The following is a 20,371-nucleotide window of genomic DNA, read 5'->3' as shown; positions in this document are numbered from 1 at the left end:
AAACGAGGGTGTCATGGAAGCTGGATCGAGTCTGCATGCAGTCGAGACGGTCATTCTGCTGCTGCTGGTGTTGGTCGCAGGTTTTGCAGCGATGGCGCGGCGACTAAGTGTGCCCTATCCCATCGTGCTCGTGCTGGCGGGGCTCATCATCAGCTTCCTGCCGCGCATGCCCCGCGTTCCGCTCGATCCCGACGTCGTCTTCGTCGTCTTTCTGCCGCCGCTGTTGTACTCCTCCGCCTGGTCGATGTCCTGGCGTGAGTTTCGCCGCAACGGAGTTGTGATCGGCCTGCTGGCGTTCGGTCTGGTCGGCTTCACCGTCTGGGGAGTCGCATTCTTCTCCGACCACTTCATCACCGCGCTCGACTGGAAGGCCGGCTTTCTGCTCGGCGCTGTAGTCGCAACCACAGATGCAATCGCCGCGACTTCGATCGCAAAGTCCATCGGCCTCCCCAGACGCATCGTCGATATCCTCGAGGGAGAGAGTCTGCTCAACGATGCAACCGGTCTGCTCGCTCTCGAAATAGGCATCGGAATCATCCAGGGAGGGCAGACGCCAACTCTCGGCGGCGGTCTCTTCAGGCTGCTGTATCTGGTCATCGGTGGACTTCTGATCGGCCTCCTGATCGGCATCATCGTGGGCTGGCTGGAGAAGTTCATCGACGACGGCCCCGTCGAGCTGGTCGTGAGTCTCGTCGTTCCATACGCAGCGTATCTCGCAGGAGAGCACGCGAAGGCATCAGGTGTTCTGGCAGTAGTGGCCTGCGGAATCTACATGAGCCGCAAGAGCACAGAGTTCTTCTCGCCAGCCGTGCGGTTGCAGGTCGTTGGAGCGTGGGATGCGTTGACGTTCATGCTGAATGGGCTGGTCTTTGTGCTCATCGGCCTGCAACTGCCCTACGTGCTGGCCGGAATTCACGGCAGGTTCAGCAAAGGAACTCTGATCTTCTACGGAGTCGTCTTCAGCGTTGTGCTGATTTTGTTGCGAATCGTCTGGGTCATTCCGGTCTTCAAGATCGCAGCCTATGTCGATCGGCGATGGATGAAACACAAGGAAGAAGAGCTGCAGCCGCGCGAGGTCTTTGTCGTGGGTTGGACGGGGATGCGCGGCGTACTTGCGCTCGCAGCCGCGATCTCAGTTCCCGAGATACTCGGAGATGGCAGGTCCGAGACGAGAAACCTGATCGTGTTCCTGGCCTTCTGCGTGATCCTCGTCACGCTGGTGCTGCAGGGCCTCACGCTACCCGCGCTGATTCGTGTCCTTGGCCTCGCAGGCAACTCGGGAATGGATCCAGAAGAGAAGGAGGCGAGGCGCATCGTTCTACGAGCGGCCGTTCACCATCTCGAGGAAGGGCGCAAGCGCGATGGCCATGATGCGGAGCATTTATACGACGATCTCATTCATCGCTATAGACACAAGCTCGCAGCTGTTGGCGGAGGCGAAGAGGGTGACCTCGAGGCGGTTGACAGGGAGACGATGACGCGACTGCGAAGCATCTTGGAAGATGCCCTCCAAGCCGAGCGACGCACGCTCATCTCTCTGCGGGATAAGGGACGCATTGGAGATGATGTGCTCCGAACGATGGAGCGAGAGCTTGACCTTGCAGAGACGCGATACCAGGGAACGCCGATCGCTTAGTTCAGTTCGCTTGATCAAGTCGTCTGCGACCTGCCAGAAATCCGCGCAAATCACGGGGAGACTGACCACATGACAAATGCAGAAGACAAAAACATCGACGTAGTGCGAACGTATTTGAACGCACTCCAAAGTGGTGAGGCAGGAGACGCTCTCCGTAAATTCTTTGCGGACGATGTTCGGCAGATTGAGATGCCCAATCAACTCAATAAACACGGGCAGGAAAGCAACCTCGAAGATATTCTGCAGCGTAGCCAGCAGGGTCTAAAAGTCCTTCAACGGCAGCAGTATGAGATCGTTTCAGAGATAGTTCAAGGGGACCGCGTAGCTGTCGAAGCTCGCTGGACTGGAGTTCTCGCGATTGGGTTTGGAACGCTGGCAGCTGGCACTGAAATGAAGGCTTCCTTTGCAATCTTCTTTCATCTTCGCGATGGCCGAATTGCTTTGCAGCGTAACTATGATTGCTTCGATCCGTGGTAGCTGATCTGATCACGCGTACTCAAGGTTCGATGGGGCAGTCCAGCAGACGCGTATAACCGGAGTGGGTGCGGGGCAGGGTAAAGAGGATGACCAGGACGATCAGGATAAGGATCGGCAGAATAACGATGCTGCCTTCAGGCCCCGTTGTGCCCCCACTCAGCAGAGGTTTGCCGACAGGATGAGTAGCAAGAAGATGGTGTTGCACCATGATGCCGCTGTCGGCTACCCCATAGAGGAACGATTGCCCCCAGTCCCAGGTAGTGTGGAAGCCGATGGCCCACCAAAGAGAGCCCGTACGCCACAGAACCAGACAGAACATCATAGAGGCAATGCCGGCAGTAACCAGCCCGATGGGAGACTCGCCGGGGTTGCTGCTGTGGACCAGACCGAAGAGCGTCGAAAAGATGACAGCCGAAGTCCAGAAGGCAAGCACGTTGCCGTGAGGGGTTTTGAAGGCCCATCGAAAGAGCCCGGCCAGTCCGCGAGTGAGCGTGTACTGCAGGTAGCCGCGAGTAAAGTACTCCTCCAGCAGACCGACAGCGAAGAACATCGCCAGCCACTGCGCGCCGTAGCGGAGTATGTCGCTGCCAAAGAGGAGGCGATTGTCGAAGACAAGAAAACCAGCCTTCCAGAGGATGAGGATGAACGGCGTCAGGCAGATAATGCCCCACGCGAGTCCCGCGATAAAGTGCGGCAGCTTCCTGGTGCCTCCAAGGCCGTAGACACCAACCGGGCGACGCTCCACCTTCGACATAATCCAGGTGACGATTCCAACTCCCAACAACGGTACGGCCTCGTTCAGAAACATGAAGAAAAAGGGGATGGTATGGTCCGGTGAGGTGTGGTGGGTCGGTGGATGAATCTTGTGAGTGATAAAGTTTGCGAGAAAGAGAAACGCCGCGAAGAGAGCCACGAAGAGAAGGATGCTCCAGCCGGCGCGAAGCCCTTCGGTGCCGAAGAAGACATTGCGCAGAGGGGATGGGCGCTCGATCGGTGATTGCGGGGTTGGAGACAGCGGAGTGTCGGGCGATGAATACTGAGTGTCGGTCTGCAAGGGAATCCTCGTGGGGCTGGATTTGAGGTACGAGAAGATCTCGCGAAAAGTTCCGCCAAGCGAGATGGAGTTCCGCGAAGCGAGATAGATCGCTAAGTGATTCAGGTACGCTATGCTTGACTCTTCACACCTTCAAGAAAGGTGTTGAGCGCGGGAGAGAGCCGATTTGGACTGCAAGATCTTTTATCACGATAAGTGCTTCGATGGCGCCTGTTCGGCTTCGCTGTTCACGCGGTTTCACCGGGAGTGTGTGAAGACGGCGACCTCGTACTCCTATCACGGGCTCGTGCATCGGGCCGGCGCACTGTTCGACGAAGGCGACTTCGGCAGCGGCGAGAATGCGATCGTGGACTTCAAATACTCTGCTTCGCCCAGGGTGACGTGGTGGTTCGATCATCATCAGAGCGCGTTTTTGACTCCCGAAGACCAGAAGAACTTTGAAGCAGGACAGGCCGACGGATCGCAACGTATGCGAAAGTTCTTCAACCCGAACTACATCTCTTGCACCAGCCTCATCGCAGATATAGCCCAGGTCAACTTCGGCTTCGACACAGCCCCCATGCTGGAGCTGATCCAGTGGGCCGACATCGTCGACGGTGCGCGCTACGAGAGCGCCAAGGCCGCGGTAGAGATGGCCGCGCCCGCCATGAAGCTGACGATGGTCATCGAAAGCTCCTCGGACCCTACCCTGGTGCAGAGACTGATTCCGCTCCTGACCGAGATGAGTCTTCAGCAGGTATTGGACAAGGGATTCGTGCAGGAGCAGCTTGGCCCGTTGATGGACCGGCACTGGGCCGCGCTCGAGCTGATCAAACAGCGATCAACGGCGAACCACGGCGTGATCACCTTCGACATCACCGACCAGCCGACGGAGGGCTACAACAAGTTCATCCCGTACTACCTGCATCCCGACGCAACCTACAACGTGGGACTAAGCAAGTCGAGCTTTCGCACTAAGGTATCGGTAGGAACAAACCCGTGGACGAAGCTGATGCCGTCCGAGCTGGTCAATCTCGCTGCCATTTGCGAGCGTTACGGCGGCGGCGGGCACGCTCGTGTAGGCGCGATCAGCTTTCCCCCTGACCGCGAGGACGAAGCGCGAAAGGCAGTCGGTGAGATCCTGGCTGAACTGCGAGCGGCCGCAACCGGCCCAGAAAAAAATAGTTGAAAAAGTTGGCGTATTTTTCGTGCGCCGAGAAGTGACGGTCAACACACCACGTTCATCACGCATTCAACCACGTTCTCACCATAAAAACACCCCTCCAAAAACACCAGCAAAAACAACAAAACCCTGGAGCGAATCACGTTCGCACCAGGGAATATTTTTTTAAAATCTTCTAAGGTTTAAGTTTCGTGAAAAGGTTGAGCTTCGTCAGATCGTTGAAGATGACGAACGCGAAGAACGCCAACAGACAAACGAACGCAACCTGATAGACGCGCTCCTTGATCTGCTGATTCACATCTCGCCGCATGATGGTCTCGATCAACAAAAACAAGATCATCCCGCCGTCCAGGATCGGAATCGGCAGCAGGTTGAAGATCCCCAGATTCAACGAGATATAGCTCATCAAACCAATCAACGGCATCCATCCGGGCATCTGCGCCGCCTGATGAATCTGCTGCCCAATCCCAATCGGACTCTGCAGACTCTTCACCGAAACCTGCCGTGTAAAGAGCCGCTTCAGCACTTCGACTATCAGCAAAGAGCCTTTCTTGTTGAACTCCCACGAAGCGACCATCGCCTTACCCAGCGGCAGCCGCTCTACCTTTACAGGTGGCTGGACCGCCACAAAACCAAGCCGGTAATCCTTCTGCTTAGGCCCACCAGGAGTCTCAGCGAGCTCTGGAGTGACCTGAACTGGCAGAATCTGTGTTGCACCATCAGCCGCAGTGCGTTGAATCAATAGGTCTGCGGGCTTGCCCGCCTGATCCTGAAGGTAGGACAGCAGAGCGGGGACTGAGTGCATCTGGAGTCCGTCGATGCTGAGAATCTTGTCGTGTGGCTTGAGGCCGGCGCGAACTGCAGGCATGTTGGGCTCAAGCGAGTCGACCTGAACCGGCGTCGTCTGCATCTTCGGAATGATGCCCAGGTTGTCGAGTGAGAAGTCGTCGGGAGCGCCCTTGTTTTCAACGAAGAGTTTGGTGTCGACACGCTGGCCGTTGTGGACGAAGGAGAAGGGAACGGTCTGGTTGAGGTTTAGGAGAGAGCGGGTGCCGACTTGGTCCCATGTTGGATTTTCGATGGTGTCGTAGTGGACGATGGTGTCGCCGCTACGGATTCCGACACGGGCTGCGGGGGTGTTTGGGGTGATGTAGTCGGTGTAGGCGGGGCCGTCAATGAACTCCTGCACCTCGTTGTGGAGCATGGAGACGCCGGTCATAAGGCCGAGGGCGAGGATGAAGTTGGCGATGGGGCCTGCGAGCGCGACGAGGATGCGCTGCCAGCGGGGATGGGCGTTGAAGTCACCAGGATCGGTGGGCGCGACGCTGCCGGGAGTGAGTTCATTTCCGGCAAAACCCATCTCGCCGGCCATCTTGACGTAGCCGCCGAGCGGGACTGCGGCGATCTGGTACTCGGTGTCGCCGCGGCGGAAGCCGAAGAGGCGCTTGCCGAAGCCGATGGAGAAGACCTCCACGCGGATGCCGCAGAGCTTGGCGACTGCGAAGTGGCCGAACTCGTGGACCAGAACCATGATGCCGAGGACGATGAGGAGCTGGACGATTGTTGCCATGAAGTTCGGAAGGACCTCGTTACCTGGTTAGCTGCAGACTACCGTTGAGCGCCGGTGAGTTGGCGGGCAATCACTTCGCGGGCCGAGGCGCGCGCGGCAAGATCTGCATCAAGCACATCGAGGATAGACGCCGGAGATTGACCTGAAGTTAGCTGCAGCACAGTCTCTATTGTACGTGGAATGCCGAGGAAGGAGATACGTCCTTCGAGGAATGCGGCTACGGCGATCTCGTCGGCGGCGTTGAGGGCGATGCAGGCATTTCCGCCCGCTTCGGCTGCTTCGTAGGCGAGGCGGAGACAGGGGAAGCGGGTGAGGTCGGGCTGCGAGAAGTCGAGCTGCGAGAGGGTGGTGAGGTCGAAGGTGAGGGACTCTTTTTCAGTTACGGCGACGCGCTCCGGGTAGGCGAGGGCGTAGAGGATGGGGAGGCGCATGTCGGTGACCGAGATCTGGGCGAGGATGCTGCCGTCGACGAACTCGACCAGGGAGTGGACCGTGGATTGAGGGTGGATGGTGGTGCGGACGCGGGCTGCGGGGAGGTTGAAGAGGCGGCAGGCTTCGATGACCTCGAAGCCTTTGTTCATCATGGTGGCCGAGTCGATGGTGATGCGCTGACCCATGACCCAGGTGGGATGCTTGAGAGCTTGCTGTGGGGTGATGTTCTCGAACTCGGTTAGAGGGGTGTTGCGGAAGGGGCCGCCCGATGCGGTGAGCCAGATCTGTTTCACTTCGGCTGCGGTACCGCCGCGCAGGCACTGGTGGACTGCGTTGTGCTCGGAGTCGATAGGGAGGAGGGCTACGTTGTGCTGCTTCGCGGCGGCGAGGATGAGCTCGCCTGCGGCTACGAGGCACTCTTTGTTGGCGAGGCCGATGGTCTTGCCGGCACAGACCGCGGCGTAGGTGGCTTCGAGGCCGGCTACGCCTACGATTGCGGAGACTACGAAGTTGACCTCGGGCAGCGTTGCGACGTGGATGGTGCCTGCGGTGCCGTGGACGACTTCGATGCTGGTGATGCCTGCGGCCTTGAGGCGGGTGAGCAGAGTGGCTGCGAGGGCTTCGGTGGCGAGGGAGATGACCTTCGGGCGCCAGCGGAGGCACTGGGCGAAGGCGGAGTCGATGTTGGTGCCAGCGGCGAGGGAGATGACCTGGTAGCGGTCGGGGAAGGACTCGCAGATGGAGAGGGTGCTGTGGCCGATGGAGCCGGTTGAGCCGAGTATTGCGAGCTTTTTCACGAGGCGTGGGCCTCGGGGGGTGTGGATTGGTTCGGATACTCAAGGAGGCTGGCGGTGTGCAGCACGGCTGGCCCGAAGTGGGGTACCCCCCCCCTCCTATTACCGGCGCGTAAGTCTTTTCTTTGCATGGAGATGTGGGTCGTGTTGTCGCGTAAATATGTCATATACAAAGAGTTACTTGCAGATACGTGCAAACAAAGGAGTTACGTCGCATCTCTTGTGAATGTCCAGGTTAGTTCGGAACTACTTCAAAGACTATTTTCAGAACTACTTCAAGTATAGCCGTTTGAGGGTAACTAATACGCCATGCGAATTCTCTTGATTGGTGCGGGTTTTAAGGGCATTGGGGGTTGACAGGATTTGGGCATGGGAGGAGGGGTCGTGGGTCAGTTTGGCGCGTAAGACTGAAGTTTTACGAAAACTGGACTTTCAAGGAAATAGCTCCAGCGGCTGAGTTTCTATTTCGGCTTCGGCGATGTCATTGTTGGGAAAAGTTCTTGCACCGGAATGCCATTCCGATCTGCCCAACGCATGCTTTCGTTGAGGTCGCCCATGCTTGGGATGGTCAAGCCATGATCCGGGAAGAAAAGACCTGTAGTGTTTGGAGTCCACAGAAGATCGACCAGAGGCAGCATGAGTTTGCGAGCACCTTGTTTATCTTTCTCTTTGAGTGCCGGTGAAGCCCAGTCGAAGCTCGACCAGCAGACGTGATTGCTCCAAGCCTGGTCAATCACTTCAGGATTCTTGAACGAAGGGCGGGAGTACTGCCGCTGGGCCTGATGAAAAGCAAAAAAGAAGTTCTCAACCCTCAGCACTCGAGAAGCATCCGTACGGTCCTCGAGCAGTTCAATCCCGCCTTTCGGTTGCGCTTTCTCATACGCAGACTTGGCACGGTCAAGGAGCAAATAGTCCGGGAGCGGTTCAAATTTGCTTTCTAGCAAGACAAAGCTGACAGCCGGTGTGTCTCCGCGCGAACCACTTAGCCTACCCAAAAGTGAACGCCAGCCAAAAGCCATATTCGCTAAGATACAGCGGCTAGCGGAAAACGGGGTTATAGGTAACTCTGGTTGCCCGGATTTTCAAACTGGCCCACTATCGGAGGGCAGAATCGTTTTGGGGGCTAGAAGCGGCCGAGGCCGAAGTAGTCCTTGAGGAGGAGGATGTACCAGAGGACTGGGGCGGCGAGGAGGAGGGCGTCGATGCGGTCGAGGATTCCGCCGTGGCCGGGGAGCATGGTTCCGGAGTCTTTGACGCCTGCTCCGCGCTTGATGGCGGACTCGAGGAGGTCGCCTAGCTGAGCGGCGATGTTGAGGATTGCGGCTAGCAGGAGCGATTGCCAGAGCGGCTCGGAGATGTGGAGCAGGGTGTTGCCGTGGGCGGTGAGGGCGTCGGCGATGGCGATGACGATGCCTCCGGCGATCATGCTGCCGATGATGGAGGCGATGGAGCCGGCCCTGGTCTTTCCAGGGCTGAGACGGGGCGCGAGCTTGCGTTTGCCGAAGGCTCGGCCGATGTACAGGGCTGCAATGTCGCCGGCCCAGACGCAGACCATGAGGAAGAGCACGAGGGCGGGGCCGTCCTCCTGCTTCCAGAGCAGAGGCACGAGGGTGAGGGGATAGGCGATGTAGATGAGGCCGAAGAGTCCCTGGGCTGTGTCGGGCAGGACCTGGATAAGGGGGGCGCGGAAGCCGTTCCAGGCGAAGAGGACCAGGGTGAGCGCGCTGAGTACGGGGAGCTGGGCTTCTACTGGAAAGTTAGGCAGGGTGACGACGAAGGCGAGGGCGGTTCCGAGGATCATCCACCAGATGGGGATGCGGAGTTTGGCGCCGTGGGCTTCGGCACCGACTGAGGCCAGCTTGAGGTACTCGTAGGCTGCGAGTTCTGCGACGATGGCGCTGAAGAGGGTGATCATCCACAGCTGTCCGAAGAAGATGAGGGCGAAGACGGCGAGGATGAGAACTAAGGCTGTAAGAATGCGTTTCATGAAGTCCTGAACAGGATATATCGGGCTAGATATCGGCTGGGGAAGATTATTTTATTTTATATCTTGACTTATCAAGATATATCTTAGTACTATCCATGGCATGAGAAAACTACACGAGCACTTACACGAGCACTACAGAGGTTGCCATGGCAGAGAAGAAGGCCGTGGTGAGAGACACAGGGACGATCAACGAGGTGGATTTGGCGACTTTGGCGGAGGGCGGCATGGTTTTCGCGGAGGACGGGGAGGCCCGATGCGGTTCTTCGGCGCGGGCGATCTTCGCTACGTGATCCTGCAGCAGATTGCGGAGAAGCCGAGCCATGGCTACGAGATCATCAAGTCGATCCAGGAGCGGCTGGGCGGAATGTATGCGCCGAGTCCGGGCGTGGTGTATCCGATGCTGACGATGCTCGAGGAGATGGGGCACGCGACCGTGGTCTCCGAGGGCGCGCGGAAGCTTTATACGATCACGGAAGAAGGGGCAAAGTCACTCGCCGAGAACAAGGCGATGGTAGATGCGATCTTCGCGAGGATGGACCATGCTCGCAGTGAGCAGGGGAGTGGTCGTTCTCCTCAGATCGAACGCGCTGTCGAGAACTTCCGGATGTCGTTGCGGATGAAGAAGGGGCCGCTGACGACGGAACAGATTCACGCGATTACGGACATCATCGACGCGGCTGCCAAGCAGATTGAGAGGGCGTGACTATCACGGCGCGAGACGCGGGTGTCCTGTCGGACGGCCCTCCTGCGCGGAGGTCGGTCACTTCGTGACGTGTATACCCCTTCGGTTTGGCGCTCCCGTTGGTCGCGAGGGATGATTGTGCCGACCAACGGGAGGACCACGCGAAGCTTTAAAAAGGCGTGCGAACGCCCGCGCTCCGCGCAGGAGGCCCGTCCGGCAGGACTATTGTTAGCTTGCTAGCGGCGGGTGAGGACGGCGTCGGGCTTTGCTTCTGATTTGCTCTCGGCTTTGGCGTCCGATTTGGGGATGAGGTGGTCCTTGATCTCGGCGGCTACTTCTTCGGCGGGCTCGAGGTTGTTGAGGTCTTCGTCGGTGAAGCTTTCGCCGAGGCCACCGAATCGGCGCTCGCGATGCTGGTAGGCGTTGATGGCCTCGAGCAGGTGAAGGCCGTTGAAGTCGGGCCAGAGGCGGTCGGTGACGAAGATCTCGGAGTAGGCGATCTGCCAGAGGAGGAAGTTGGAGATGCGCTGCTCGCCGGAGGTGCGGATGACGAGGTCGGGGTCGGGCATGTGCGCGGTGTAGAGGGCGCGGGCGATGGTGGGCTCGTCGAGGGACTCGAGTGCGCCGGCTCCGAGGAGATCCTCGACGGAACAGCCGCGGGTGTGGGCTTCGGTGGTGAGGTCGGTGAGGATGGTGCGGACGGCGTCGACGATCTCGGAGCGGGCGCCATAGTTGAGGGCCAGGGTGAGGGTAGTGCCGGTGTTCTTGGCCGTGGACTCCGAGGCCCACTGCATGGTGTCCTGGACCTCCTGCGGCAGGTCGTGGGTGCGGCCGATGTAGGCCATGCGAACGTTGTTGTCGTTCATGCGTTTGACGTTTCCGACGAGGTAGCTTTTGAGAAGCTTCATGAGGAAGCTGACTTCGGACTTGGGGCGGCGGAGATTGTTTTCGAGCGAGAAGGCGTAGAGGGTGAGCCAGGGCAGGTTGATGCGCGAGGCGGTCTCTACGACGAACTGAACGGACTCGGCGCCCTTCTGGTGGCCGAGGAAGCGCTTGAGGGCACGTTTTCCGGCCCAGCGGCCGTTGCCGTCCATGATGATGGCGACGTGCTGGGGAATTTTTGCTGGATCCAGCTGCCGGTAGACGCTCTGCTCTTCGGCAGAGAGCTCATGGCTGCGATTGGGGACGCGGCTGGAGTTCGGTAGGGGTGATGATGCGCGCAAAGCGACCTCGCAGATATTGACGCTAGCACACCGCTGGGGGGCGCGCAATGAACGCCCTATACATCTTTCGCGCGAGGGAGGCGGGGAGTTGAGGGGAGAAGGAGAGGAAGGCGTCACGTGAAATGCTGACGCCTCCCTGGAGGTCGTGGAGCGGTGTTGCGGGCCGGTGTTGCAGGGACGCTATTTACGCGGTACGACGGCGTCCTGCGGCCAGTTCGCGAACATGATTCAGGAAGATGGACCGCTGTAGTTCGTCGAGTTGCGAGGTGTAGGTGGCGATCTCGGCGAGGAAGGGATCGGTCATCAGGACCGCGGTCTCGTCGCGATGGCGGGTGTTGGAGTCGCGCAGCAGGGCGGAGATGTCGACCTGGAGTGCGCGAGCGAGGCGATCGAGGGAGGACAGGGTCGGCATGGCCTTGCCATTCTCGATCTTGGAGATGTAGGTGCGTGGTACTCCCATGCGAGCTGCAAGCTGACGCTGCGAGAGATTGCGCACGTGGCGCAGGTCTCGAACGGCGCTGGCTACCTGCAGGCCGCCTTCCTGGGTTGATGGTGGGGGAACCAGCGCCAGTGGTGCGGGAGCTGGTTCGGGCTCTTCGACCTCGAGGCATTTGTGGCAGCGGCGGCACAGCGCATTGGCTGTCCGAAACTGCACCAAACTGCAGTGGTCGCAACGTAGTACCTCACGTTGTTCGACAGGTGCCATCATGGTTGCCATAAGTTGTGTTGTTGCGAAGGGACCCAGAGCAAGGACCCAGCACATGTCCGATAACGGAACATATGATGTGCCTAGATTGACACTGGGACTCGGGTGAGTCAACAAAAAAACCGCTAAAGACTCCACAAATGTCGGAAAAAGCCGGAAAGGAACCAAAGTGGTAACTTGCTGGCTCAGCGGGGAGGAGATAGGCGGGGATCGGGTTAGATTTGGAGAGGAGGAGTTATTGCATGAGCGATGGTTTTGGGCGAGGGCAGGCGCTGGCGTTGTTGGAGGAGTGGACCAAGGGAGAGAGTCTGCGGAAGCATGGGCTGGCGGTTTCGGTTTGCACGGAGGCCTATGGCGTGATGGAGGCTTCGCGGTTGGGACTTTTGGGGGAAGAGGCTGCGGAGTTTGTCGGGAGATATGCGAGTGCTGGGCTGCTGCACGATATGGACTATGAGCGGCATCCTTCGCTGGAGGAGCATCCGTTTGTCGGAGTGAGGCATCTGCGGGAGTTGGGATGGCCGGAGGAGGTGGTGCATGCGATTTTGGCGCACGCGGACTACTCGGGAACGCCACGGGAGTCGCATCTGGATAAGGCGTTGTTTGCCTGCGATGAGCTTGCGGGTTTTTTGACGGCGTGTGCGCTGGTGAAACCTTCGAAGTCGATTCACGAGGTGGAGGTGGCGGGAGTAAAGAAGAAGATGAAGGATAAGGCGTTCGCGCGGGCAGTGAAGCGGGAGGATATTACGGATGGGGCGGAGTTGTTGGGGTTGAGTGTGGACGAGCATGTGGGGAACTGTCTGCGGGCGATGCAGGCGCGGGCGGGGGAGTTGGGGCTGGAAGGGAACGAGTCTCTTAGCTCTTAAAACTCATCAGGCAGGTCGAAATGTTTGGCGAGATAGATGATGAGTGCCGCAAGAATCGCCCCTCCAACCCAACCAACAATGCGAGATCTTGATGTGGGAGCTACTTCGGAAAGGTTGTTTTCGCCTGGCTTTGAAGAGTTATAGAGAATCACGATTTCGTGCCCTCTATCCAGCGGTTCGCTGCGTTCGTATTCGTCGACGAAAAGCTTTCCGTCGACGGTGTAACTGAAACTGACCACGAAAAAACTATTGTCCTGATAGTCATCAGACAAATCGCGGAGACGGGCAGGATGGTAAGTGCTGGATAATACTGTCGCAGTTACTTCCTTCCAGTTGTCCGAAGAGGATCTTTCAGAAGCGGTGAGGTGTTCTGTCATTTAGACACCGAGTTCGCTGCTTGGAATTTTTGCGATTCTGTTCGCAGAGAAGGACTGATTTGTTGCATCGACTGAGCCGGGTAGGTTGACGGGGCGGGTGGCGTCTTCGAGGACTACCGTTTCGAAGCCGAGGACGTGGCCGTCGAGGGCCGAGTAGCGGACGCAGAAGTCGTAGGCGAGGCCGCAGAGGAAGAGGCGGGTGAGGTTGCGCTCGCGGAGGTACCCAGCGAGGCCGGTGGGTGTGGTGTGGTCGTTCTCGAGGAAGGCGGAGTAGCTGTCGATGTGGCGGCGGAAGCCTTTGCGGAGGATGAGTTCGGCGTGGGGGATGGAGAGGGCGGGATGGAAGGCTGCGCCTTCGGTGTGTTGGAGGACGTGTTCGGGCCAGAGGGTCTGGGGACCGTAGGGGGCCTGAATGGTCTCGTAGGGCTGGGCGTTCGCATGAGTTGCGGCGTGGGTGGTGGCGAAGGAAATGTGTTGGGTGGGGTGCCAGTCCTGGGTGAGGATGACGTGGTCGAACTTTTTTGCGAGGGCGTTGATGAGGGGGACTACGGCGTCGCTGTCTGGGATGGGCAATGCGCCGCCGGGCATGAAGTCGTTTTGGACGTCGATGACGAGGAGTGCGTCGGTGGGTTGGAGTTGCATAGTGACTTGATGGTAGAGCACAAGTGAAGAGTACGGTCGTCCTTCGGACGATGCCCACATCTCGAAATCGAGATATGGGGCACCCGGACCTGATTATGGCTTGAGGTTTGTGGTGTCCTGGATGGTGCCGATCTTTATGTCGGAGCTTTTGCAATTTTTGTCCTGACAGAAGCCGGTGATCCAGACTTCGCCGTCGCCGAGCATGACGCCCTGGGAGTTGACGAAGAGAGCGTCGTATTTTTGTTTCAGGATGACCGAGGAGATGTCGGAGGTGATGACGCGGTCGTAGTCCTTGATGAAGGCCTTTGGGGATTTGATGGTGATGGGACGCTTGCCGGGGTTGACCTTGATGGGGTAGTGAACGAGGGCGGCGACGGCGGCGGGGTTGTGCTGGGCGACGGCTTGCTGGAGGTTGAAGAGGAGCTGCTGAACTTTCGCGTGGCTTCCGACGGAGAGGTCGATGGATTTGTCGAGGTCGACGGTGGGAGTTTGAGCGATGCCGTGGACAGGCAGGAGAAGCGCGCCGGAGATCAGGATCAACTGTGCGAGTTTGGTTCGGAGGTTCATTCCGTGTCTCCGTGGGATGTCTGAACTATCTCTGGTTTCAGTTCGAAGATAGGGTACACGGGTTCGGACGAGACGGTGAACGTAATGTGCAGCTAAGATGCTAGGCTGGCACGCTTTTGTGATTGGCCGGTTATCGGAGGATGGAAGTTGGAGAGTTCGTTGGGGTCGAAGCTGGATGTGAAGGCGGCGCGGTTCGGTGCGAATCGTGCGGCGTTGCAGGTGTTGATGGCGGCGTTGCGGGTCTCGGAGGATGAGATTCGGCTGGGTGGCGGGGCGAAGGCTGCGGAGGCGCAGAGGGCCAAGGGGCGGCTGACAGTGCGGGAGCGCCTGGCGCTGCTGCTGGATGAGGGAAGTGAGTTTCTGGAGTTGGGGCTATGGGCGGCGTATGGGATGTATGGCGAGTATGGCGGCGCGCCGGCGGCGGGGGTGGTGACCGGGCTGGGGCGGGTGAGTGGGCGGCTGTGCATGATCGTCGCAAATGACGCGACGGTGAAGGCGGGGGCGTTTTTTCCGATGACGGCGAAGAAGGTGCTGCGGGCGCAGACGATTGCGCTGGAGAATCGGATTCCGACTCTGTATCTGGTGGATTCGGCGGGGGTGTTTCTGCCGCTGCAGGAGGATGTGTTTCCGGATACGGATGATTTCGGCAGAGTGTTTCGCAATAACGCGGTGATGAGCTCGCTGGGGGTGCCGCAGATTACGGCGATTATGGGGATGTGCGTGGCGGGCGGGGCTTATCTGCCGGTGATGACGGATACGGTGTTGATGACGGAGGGATCGGGGTTGTTTCTGGCGGGGCCGTCGCTGGTGCAGGCGGCGATCGGGCAGAAGACCGACGCTGAGGAGCTGGGCGGGGCGGCGATGCACGCGGAGATCTCGGGCACTGTGGATTTCAAAGAGCCGAATGATCATATGTGCCTGGCACGGTTACGTTCTCTGGTGGGGAAGATTGGCTCGCCGGCGAAGGCCCCGTTTAGTGTCGTGGGGTACGACGCAGCGAAGGATGCGCCGAAGTTTGCCGCGGAGGATCTGTATGGGTTGATCGATCCTGATCCGGCGAAGGCTGCGAGCAATGTGTATGACATGCGCGAGGTGATTGCGCGGATCGTGGATCGCTCGGAGTTCGATGAGTACAAGGAGGATTTTGGGCGGACGGTGTTGTGTGGATATGCTCGAATTGGCGGACGGGCTGTGGGGATTGTGGCGAATCAGAAGGTGCACCAGTCGCAGACGGTTGCTGTGGGGCCGCAGGCGGGAGAGAAGCGGACGGAGTTCGGCGGGGTGATCTATACGGAGAGTGCGCAGAAGGCGGCGCGATTCATTATGGATTGCAATCAGAGTCTGGTGCCGTTGATCTTTCTGCATGATGTGAATGGGTTCATGGTGGGGAAGGATGCGGAGTGGAGTGGGATTATTCGTGCCGGGGCGAAGATGGTTTCGGCGGTGAGCACTTCGGTTGTGCCCAAAATAACGGTGATTGTGGGTGGGAGTTTTGGGGCGGGGCATTATGCGATGTGCGGAAAGGCTTATGATCCGCGGTTTTTGTTTGCGTGGCCTACGGCTCGGTATGCGGTGATGAGTGGGGCTTCGGCGGCGAATACTCTGGCGGAGGTGAGGGCGAAGCAGATGGAGCGTGGGGGGAAGGTGCTGTCGGATGCGGAGAAGAAGGCGCTGTATGACGAGATTAAGTCGTCGTATGATGCGCAGGCCGATCCGAGGTACGGGGCGGCGAGGCTTTGGATTGATTCGATTATTGATCCGGTGAAGACGCGGGAGGTGCTGATGACGGCATTGGAGGCGGCTAGTTTGAATCCGGATGTGGCTAGGTTTAATCCGGGGGTTTTGCAGACGTGAGGAAGTTTCAAATTGTCATAGCGCTTATCGTGATTCTTCTCTTCGTCTATCCGTTCGAGTCGCTGCAGGCTCCACTTTGGGAGGTCTCTGTCGTAGATACATCAAACAATTCGATTAGCGGCGCGAAAGTTCGTGAAAGCTATCGGGATTACTCTGCCGAATCTAAAGGTAGTGAGGCTGATTTGATCACTGATCTCACAGGCAAGGTGACCTTTCCCGCTAGGAAAATTCGAGCTAGTGTCTTGAAGCGGTTTGTAATAGTTCTTTCTTCCGCCACGGCTGGTGCACATGCAAGCTTCGGTCCTCACGCTTTTGTTTTTGTTTTCGGAGGAATGGAAGGCTCTTCTATTAAGAATGGTGTGGTGGAGGATTGGACTGGATCGCCACGAATGAATAAATCTGTCATTGTCGTTCAGTGACAGAGAAAGAGGACGACAAGGGAGTGAGTAACTTGGTGAAGATTATTGAGTGTCCGCGGGATGCTTGGCAGGGCTTGCCGAAGAATATGCCAGCGGAGGTAAAGGCGGATTATCTGCGGGTGTTGATTGCGGCGGGGTTCAAGCATATCGATGCGGTGAGCTTTGTTTCGCGGTCGGCGGTGCCGCAGATGGCGGATTCGGAGCTGGTGCTGGAGTATCTTGATCCGCCAGATGATGTCGAGATTATTGGCATTGTGGTGAATGGGAAGGGTGCCGAGCGGGCGGTGAAGACGGGGAGCGTGCAGACGCTGGGGTTTCCTTATTCGGTGTCGCCGACGTTTTTGCAGCGGAATCAGAGTCAGACGCCGGAGGAGGCGCTGGAGGAGTTGGAGAAGGTGGGCACGTTGGCGTACAAGGCGGGAATGGATGTGGTGGCGTACATCTCGATGGCGTTTGGGAATCCTTATGGCGAGGCGTGGGATATTGACGAAGTGGTGGCGGCGTGCGATCTGCTGGCGGATAACGGGGTGACGCAGATCTCGCTGGCGGATACGGTGGGGCTGGCGACGCCGAAACAGGTCAGCGATCTGGTGGCGGATGTTCTGGCAGTGCATGAGGGGATTGAGATTGGGGTGCATCTGCATGCAAGGCCGGACCAGGCGGCAGAGAAGATTCGTGCGGCGTATGAGGCTGGGTGCAGGCGGTTCGATGCGGCGATTGGCGGGCTGGGTGGTTGTCCGTTTGCCCAGGATGCGCTGGTGGGAAATGTCGCGACGGAGGTGCTGCTGGCGGAGTTGAAGGCGTTGGGAGCGGAGTTGGAGCCACTGCGGCCGCTGGATGGGTTACTGGCGGCTAGCGCGGAGATATTGCGGAAGTATGGGGAGAGGGTGCAGTGAACGTAGCGAGTCAGCGAATCAGCTAGTTAGCAGGGCTGGTCGAGTAGAGAGTTAGGGGGTTTTTTGTGAGTTATGTAACTATTTTGGTTACGGACGTGGACGGGGTTCGGATGATTACTTTGAATCGTCCTGAGCGGCGCAATGCGATGACACCGGAGATGCAGCAGGAGTTGATTCAGGCGATGGAAGAGACTGCCGCGAGCGACTGCAGCGTGGTGGTGCTCGCGGGCGCGGGGGAGGCGTTTTGTGCCGGGTTGGATTTGAGCGCGCTGCAGAGGATGAACGATAAGTCCGCTGCGGAACATACTGCGGACGCGGAGCGGATTGCGCGGCTGTTTCGAACCTTGTATGAGCTGCCGAAGCCTACGATTGCGGCGGTACATGGAGCTGCGATTGCCGGGGGGACGGGTCTGGCGACGATGTGCGACTTTACGCTTGCGGTGCCGGGGGCGAAGTTCGGATATACGGAGGTGAAGATCGGATTTGTGCCGGCGGTGGTGTCGGCTTTTCTGGTGTTGCAGATTGGAGAGAAGCCGGCGCGGGATCTGCTGCTGACGGGGCGGATCTTTACCAGCGAAGAGGCGGAGCGGTTGGGGTTGGTGAATGAGGTGGTTGACGCGGAGAAGCTGACGGCGCGGACGCTGGAGCTGGTGGGGATGTTGAGGGCAAATAGTCCGGAGGCGATGTCGGCAACGAAGCGGCTGCTGAGGGCGCAGAATAAGGCGTGGCTGGATGCGGCGGTTGCGGAGGCGTTGGCGGCGAATGCAGAGGCCAGAGGAACGCATGATTTTCGCGAGGGGGTGGCGGCATTTCTGGAGAAGAGGAAGCCGGTTTGGGGCAGGGGCTGATGGTTGCGGGGATTTGTAGCTGTTGCGACCGGATCAGATCGATCTGAATTGTGGTTCAGATTAGGTAGACTGTCTGGATGATTGAAGTTGTCGCAGAGAAGCGTGTGGGGGAGGCCCGGGTACGGGTGCGGTATGCCGAGACCGACCAGATGGGCGTGGTGTATCACTCGAACTACCTGATCTGGTTTGAGGTGGGGCGGGTGGAGTTGATCCGGTGCATGGGGCTGGACTACAAGCGAATGGAGGTGGAGGAGGGCTGCGGGATTGCGGTGGTGGACGTGCATGTGCGATATCGCGCGCCGGCCCGGTATGACGATGAGTTGGTGGTGGAGACGAGGTTGGTGGCGGCTCGTGGCGCGGTGATCAAGTTCGGGTATAAGGTGCTGCGGATTGGGGATGGCGCGTTGCTGTGTGAGGGCGAGACGGTGCATGTGGTGGTGGGCAAGGACATGAAGAAGAGGGGCCTGCCGCCAAAGTATGCGGAACGTTTTGCGGCGTATCTCGGGTCTCGGGCATCCCATGGGTAGATGGTTTGCAGTCAGATCGCTGATGAGGTGAGTTTGGATGAGTACTGACAAGAAGGTTGCGCTGATTACGGGTGGTAATAAGGGGATTGGCCTGGAGACCGCACGGCAGCTTGGGAAGCTTGGGATTACCGTGTTGATCGGCGTTCGCGATGAGGCTAAGGGCGAAGCTGCGGTGGCGGAGTTGAAGAAGGATGGCGTTGAAGCGCGGGCGGTCAAGCTCGATATGGAGAATTCAGCAGACTATGCTGAGGTTGCGAAGTTGCTTGAGAAGGACTATGGACATCTCGATATTCTGGTCAATAATGCGGGAATCTTTCTCGACGGCCGTAAAGGCAATGAGACCACGAAGACATCGAAGGAGATTCTACAGAAGACGTTCAACACGAATTTTTTCGCGGTGGTAGGGCTGACTCAGGCGTTGCTGCCTCTTTTGAAGAAGAGCCTGGGTGGGCGGATTGTGAATCTTTCGAGCATTCTGGGTTCGAATACGCTGCATGCTACGCCGGGGTCGTTTATCTACGATGCGAAGACGTTTGCTTATGATGCTTCGAAGTCGGCGCTCAACTCGTTCACGATTCATCTTGCGCATGAGTTGAAGGATACGAAGATCAAGGTGAACTCGGCGCACCCGGGGTGGGTGAAGACGGATATGGGTGGCGAGGGGGCGCAGCTTGATATCGTGACTGGGGCGAAGACCTCGGTGGAGCTGGCTACGTTGCAGGACAGTGGGCCGAATGGGGAGTTTCTTCACCTTGGTAAGGCGCTGCCCTGGTAAAGACTTTTGTCCTGCCGGACGGGCCTCCTGCGCGGAGGGCGGTCACTTCGTGACTTGTGTACCCCTTCGGTTGGCGCTCCCGTGGGTCGCGAGGGAAGTTGATTCCGACCAACGGGAGGACCGATGCATATCATCCTGCCAAGACAAGGTATACACGTCACGAAGTGACCGCTGCCCGCGCAGGGCGCCCGTCTGGCAGGACATGAGTTTTCAAAGAGCAAGGGTTCGCGGTTTTACGTTCTCGCGGATGAAGGTGATGGTGGTTTCAAGCGGCGTTCCCGGTCCGAAGATGGCCGAGACGCCGTTTTCTTTTAGTTTCGGCTGGTCCTCGTCGGGGATGGTGCCTCCGAGGACGAGGAGGATGTCTTCGGCCTTCTGCTCGCGGAGCAGGGCGGTGATGCGGGGGACGATGACGTTGTGGGCGCCGGAGAGGATGGAGAGGCCGATGCAGTCGACGTCCTCCTGAATGGCGGCGGAGACGATCATCTCGGGGGTCTGGCGGAGGCCGGTGTAGATGACCTCCATGCCGGCGTCGCGGAGGGCTCGGGCGATGATTTTAGCGCCGCGGTCGTGGCCGTCGAGGCCAGGCTTTGCGACGAGAACGCGGATTGGAGGCGTGTTGGGCATTGAGTTAGGCACCGAGGAGCGAGTATATCTGGCGGGTGGCCGGGTAGGTACCCCCCTCCCCCCTCGGGGTATTTTGCAGGGAAGTACTTTGGTTTCTGTTAGTTGCAGAAGGTATGTGTCTGCAAAGTATTCATTCGCAATGGGTTGTGCCTAAAATATCTGAAATCAGCAATTTACCTTCTCTTTCGTGTCAACAAAGAATAGTAGCTCAACCTCCTACTTTTAATTATAGAGAGTTGGGCTGGGTGAATAC

The 20,371-nt window shown here is 58.4% G+C and carries 23 protein-coding genes; 12 read left to right on the top strand and 11 right to left on the bottom strand.

The annotated features are described in order from the left end of the window. The first annotated feature begins 13 nt into the window (after window positions 1-13). A complete protein-coding gene (locus HDF10_RS11510; RefSeq protein ID WP_183813444.1) occupies window positions 14-1,636 on the top strand; it encodes a Na+/H+ antiporter in 1,623 nt (540 codons plus the stop codon). 69 nt (window positions 1,637-1,705) lie between these two features. Further along, window positions 1,706-2,113: a nuclear transport factor 2 family protein gene (locus HDF10_RS11505; RefSeq protein WP_183813442.1), complete on the top strand. Its 408-nt coding sequence runs from the start codon at window positions 1,706-1,708 to the stop codon at window positions 2,111-2,113. A gap of 19 nt (window positions 2,114-2,132) precedes the next feature. Here HDF10_RS11505 and HDF10_RS11500 read toward each other — a convergent pair whose 3' ends face one another. Further along, the gene (locus tag HDF10_RS11500; protein ID WP_221271641.1) at window positions 2,133-3,167 is read right to left on the bottom strand and encodes a CPBP family intramembrane glutamic endopeptidase; all 1,035 of its coding nucleotides are present in this window, start codon (window positions 3,165-3,167) and stop codon (window positions 2,133-2,135) included. Between the two features lie 166 nt (window positions 3,168-3,333). Between HDF10_RS11500 and HDF10_RS11495 the strand changes: the two genes are divergently transcribed. After that, window positions 3,334-4,335, top strand: a complete 1,002-nt coding sequence (locus tag HDF10_RS11495) for a DHH family phosphoesterase (RefSeq protein ID WP_183813440.1) — start codon at window positions 3,334-3,336, stop codon at window positions 4,333-4,335. Between the two features lie 169 nt (window positions 4,336-4,504). Here the strand turns inward: HDF10_RS11495 and rseP are convergent, their stop codons facing one another. The 4 genes from rseP to HDF10_RS11475 form a co-directional block, all read right to left on the bottom strand. Continuing rightward, entirely contained in the window at window positions 4,505-5,899 is a 1,395-nt protein-coding gene (rseP, locus tag HDF10_RS11490; RefSeq protein WP_183813438.1) for an RIP metalloprotease RseP, read from the bottom strand. 38 nt (window positions 5,900-5,937) lie between these two features. Continuing rightward, entirely contained in the window at window positions 5,938-7,128 is a 1,191-nt protein-coding gene (locus HDF10_RS11485; protein ID WP_183813436.1) for a 1-deoxy-D-xylulose-5-phosphate reductoisomerase, read from the bottom strand. A 458-nt stretch (window positions 7,129-7,586) separates the two neighbouring features. Next, window positions 7,587-8,144, bottom strand: coding sequence for a hypothetical protein (locus HDF10_RS11480; protein ID WP_183813434.1), 558 nt, complete (start codon window positions 8,142-8,144; stop codon window positions 7,587-7,589). 104 nt (window positions 8,145-8,248) lie between these two features. Then, window positions 8,249-9,112, bottom strand: coding sequence for a phosphatidate cytidylyltransferase (locus HDF10_RS11475; protein WP_183813432.1), 864 nt, complete (start codon window positions 9,110-9,112; stop codon window positions 8,249-8,251). 146 nt (window positions 9,113-9,258) lie between these two features. On the opposite strand from HDF10_RS11475, the gene HDF10_RS20575 reads away from it, so the two are divergent. Together HDF10_RS20575 and HDF10_RS11470 are read left to right on the top strand one after the other, a co-directional pair. Then, window positions 9,259-9,402, top strand: coding sequence for a hypothetical protein (locus HDF10_RS20575; protein WP_221271640.1), 144 nt, complete (start codon window positions 9,259-9,261; stop codon window positions 9,400-9,402). Beyond that, a complete protein-coding gene (locus HDF10_RS11470; RefSeq protein ID WP_221271639.1) occupies window positions 9,366-9,815 on the top strand; it encodes a PadR family transcriptional regulator in 450 nt (149 codons plus the stop codon). Before HDF10_RS20575 ends, HDF10_RS11470 begins: the two co-directional genes overlap by 37 nt. 215 nt (window positions 9,816-10,030) lie before the next feature. Here HDF10_RS11470 and uppS read toward each other — a convergent pair whose 3' ends face one another. After that, window positions 10,031-11,017, bottom strand: coding sequence for an undecaprenyl pyrophosphate synthase (gene uppS, locus HDF10_RS11465; RefSeq protein ID WP_183813427.1), 987 nt, complete (start codon window positions 11,015-11,017; stop codon window positions 10,031-10,033). Between the two features lie 184 nt (window positions 11,018-11,201). After that, the gene (locus HDF10_RS11460; protein ID WP_183813425.1) at window positions 11,202-11,735 is read right to left on the bottom strand and encodes a helix-turn-helix domain-containing protein; all 534 of its coding nucleotides are present in this window, start codon (window positions 11,733-11,735) and stop codon (window positions 11,202-11,204) included. 230 nt (window positions 11,736-11,965) lie between these two features. Between HDF10_RS11460 and HDF10_RS11455 the strand changes: the two genes are divergently transcribed. Then, complete coding sequence (locus tag HDF10_RS11455) at window positions 11,966-12,586, top strand: HD domain-containing protein (protein ID WP_183813423.1); 621 nt, start codon at window positions 11,966-11,968, stop codon at window positions 12,584-12,586. On the opposite strand, the gene HDF10_RS11450 is transcribed toward HDF10_RS11455, so the two are convergent. The 3 genes from HDF10_RS11450 to HDF10_RS11440 form a co-directional block, all read right to left on the bottom strand. Next, on the bottom strand, window positions 12,583-12,963 hold the full coding sequence (locus HDF10_RS11450; RefSeq protein ID WP_183813421.1) for a DUF3592 domain-containing protein: 381 nt from the start codon (window positions 12,961-12,963) through the stop codon (window positions 12,583-12,585). The genes HDF10_RS11455 and HDF10_RS11450 overlap by 4 nt on opposite strands. Continuing rightward, on the bottom strand, window positions 12,964-13,605 hold the full coding sequence (gene pncA, locus HDF10_RS11445; RefSeq protein WP_183813419.1) for a bifunctional nicotinamidase/pyrazinamidase: 642 nt from the start codon (window positions 13,603-13,605) through the stop codon (window positions 12,964-12,966). 93 nt (window positions 13,606-13,698) lie between these two features. Then, a complete protein-coding gene (locus HDF10_RS11440) occupies window positions 13,699-14,172 on the bottom strand; it encodes a hypothetical protein (protein WP_183813417.1) in 474 nt (157 codons plus the stop codon). A gap of 147 nt (window positions 14,173-14,319) precedes the next feature. Here HDF10_RS11440 and HDF10_RS11435 point away from each other — a divergent pair, with 147 nt between their 5' ends. The 6 genes from HDF10_RS11435 (at window position 14,320) to HDF10_RS11410 (ending at window position 19,491) form a co-directional block, all read left to right on the top strand. Then, window positions 14,320-16,026 (top strand): acyl-CoA carboxylase subunit beta, encoded by a 1,707-nt coding sequence (locus HDF10_RS11435; RefSeq protein WP_221271637.1) that lies wholly within the window; start codon window positions 14,320-14,322, stop codon window positions 16,024-16,026. Between the two features lie 29 nt (window positions 16,027-16,055). After that, the gene (locus HDF10_RS11430; RefSeq protein WP_183813415.1) at window positions 16,056-16,445 is read left to right on the top strand and encodes a hypothetical protein; all 390 of its coding nucleotides are present in this window, start codon (window positions 16,056-16,058) and stop codon (window positions 16,443-16,445) included. A 23-nt stretch (window positions 16,446-16,468) separates the two neighbouring features. Next, a complete protein-coding gene (locus HDF10_RS11425; RefSeq protein WP_311732740.1) occupies window positions 16,469-17,341 on the top strand; it encodes a hydroxymethylglutaryl-CoA lyase in 873 nt (290 codons plus the stop codon). Window positions 17,342-17,406: 65 nt separating this feature from the next. Next, window positions 17,407-18,189: an enoyl-CoA hydratase/isomerase family protein gene (locus HDF10_RS11420; protein ID WP_311732739.1), complete on the top strand. Its 783-nt coding sequence runs from the start codon at window positions 17,407-17,409 to the stop codon at window positions 18,187-18,189. A gap of 77 nt (window positions 18,190-18,266) precedes the next feature. Beyond that, complete coding sequence (locus HDF10_RS11415; protein ID WP_183813413.1) at window positions 18,267-18,716, top strand: acyl-CoA thioesterase; 450 nt, start codon at window positions 18,267-18,269, stop codon at window positions 18,714-18,716. A 37-nt stretch (window positions 18,717-18,753) separates the two neighbouring features. Further along, window positions 18,754-19,491: an SDR family oxidoreductase gene (locus HDF10_RS11410; protein ID WP_183813411.1), complete on the top strand. Its 738-nt coding sequence runs from the start codon at window positions 18,754-18,756 to the stop codon at window positions 19,489-19,491. A 210-nt stretch (window positions 19,492-19,701) separates the two neighbouring features. On the opposite strand, the gene HDF10_RS11405 is transcribed toward HDF10_RS11410, so the two are convergent. Continuing rightward, window positions 19,702-20,118 (bottom strand): cobalamin B12-binding domain-containing protein, encoded by a 417-nt coding sequence (locus HDF10_RS11405; protein WP_183813409.1) that lies wholly within the window; start codon window positions 20,116-20,118, stop codon window positions 19,702-19,704. Between the last annotated feature and the right edge of the window lie 253 nt (window positions 20,119-20,371).

Origin of the sequence: Tunturiibacter empetritectus (assembly GCF_014201375.1) — a bacterium.
GTDB lineage: Bacteria > Acidobacteriota > Terriglobia > Terriglobales > Acidobacteriaceae > Edaphobacter > Edaphobacter lichenicola_D.
This window is presented reverse-complemented; position numbering and strand designations above follow the sequence as displayed.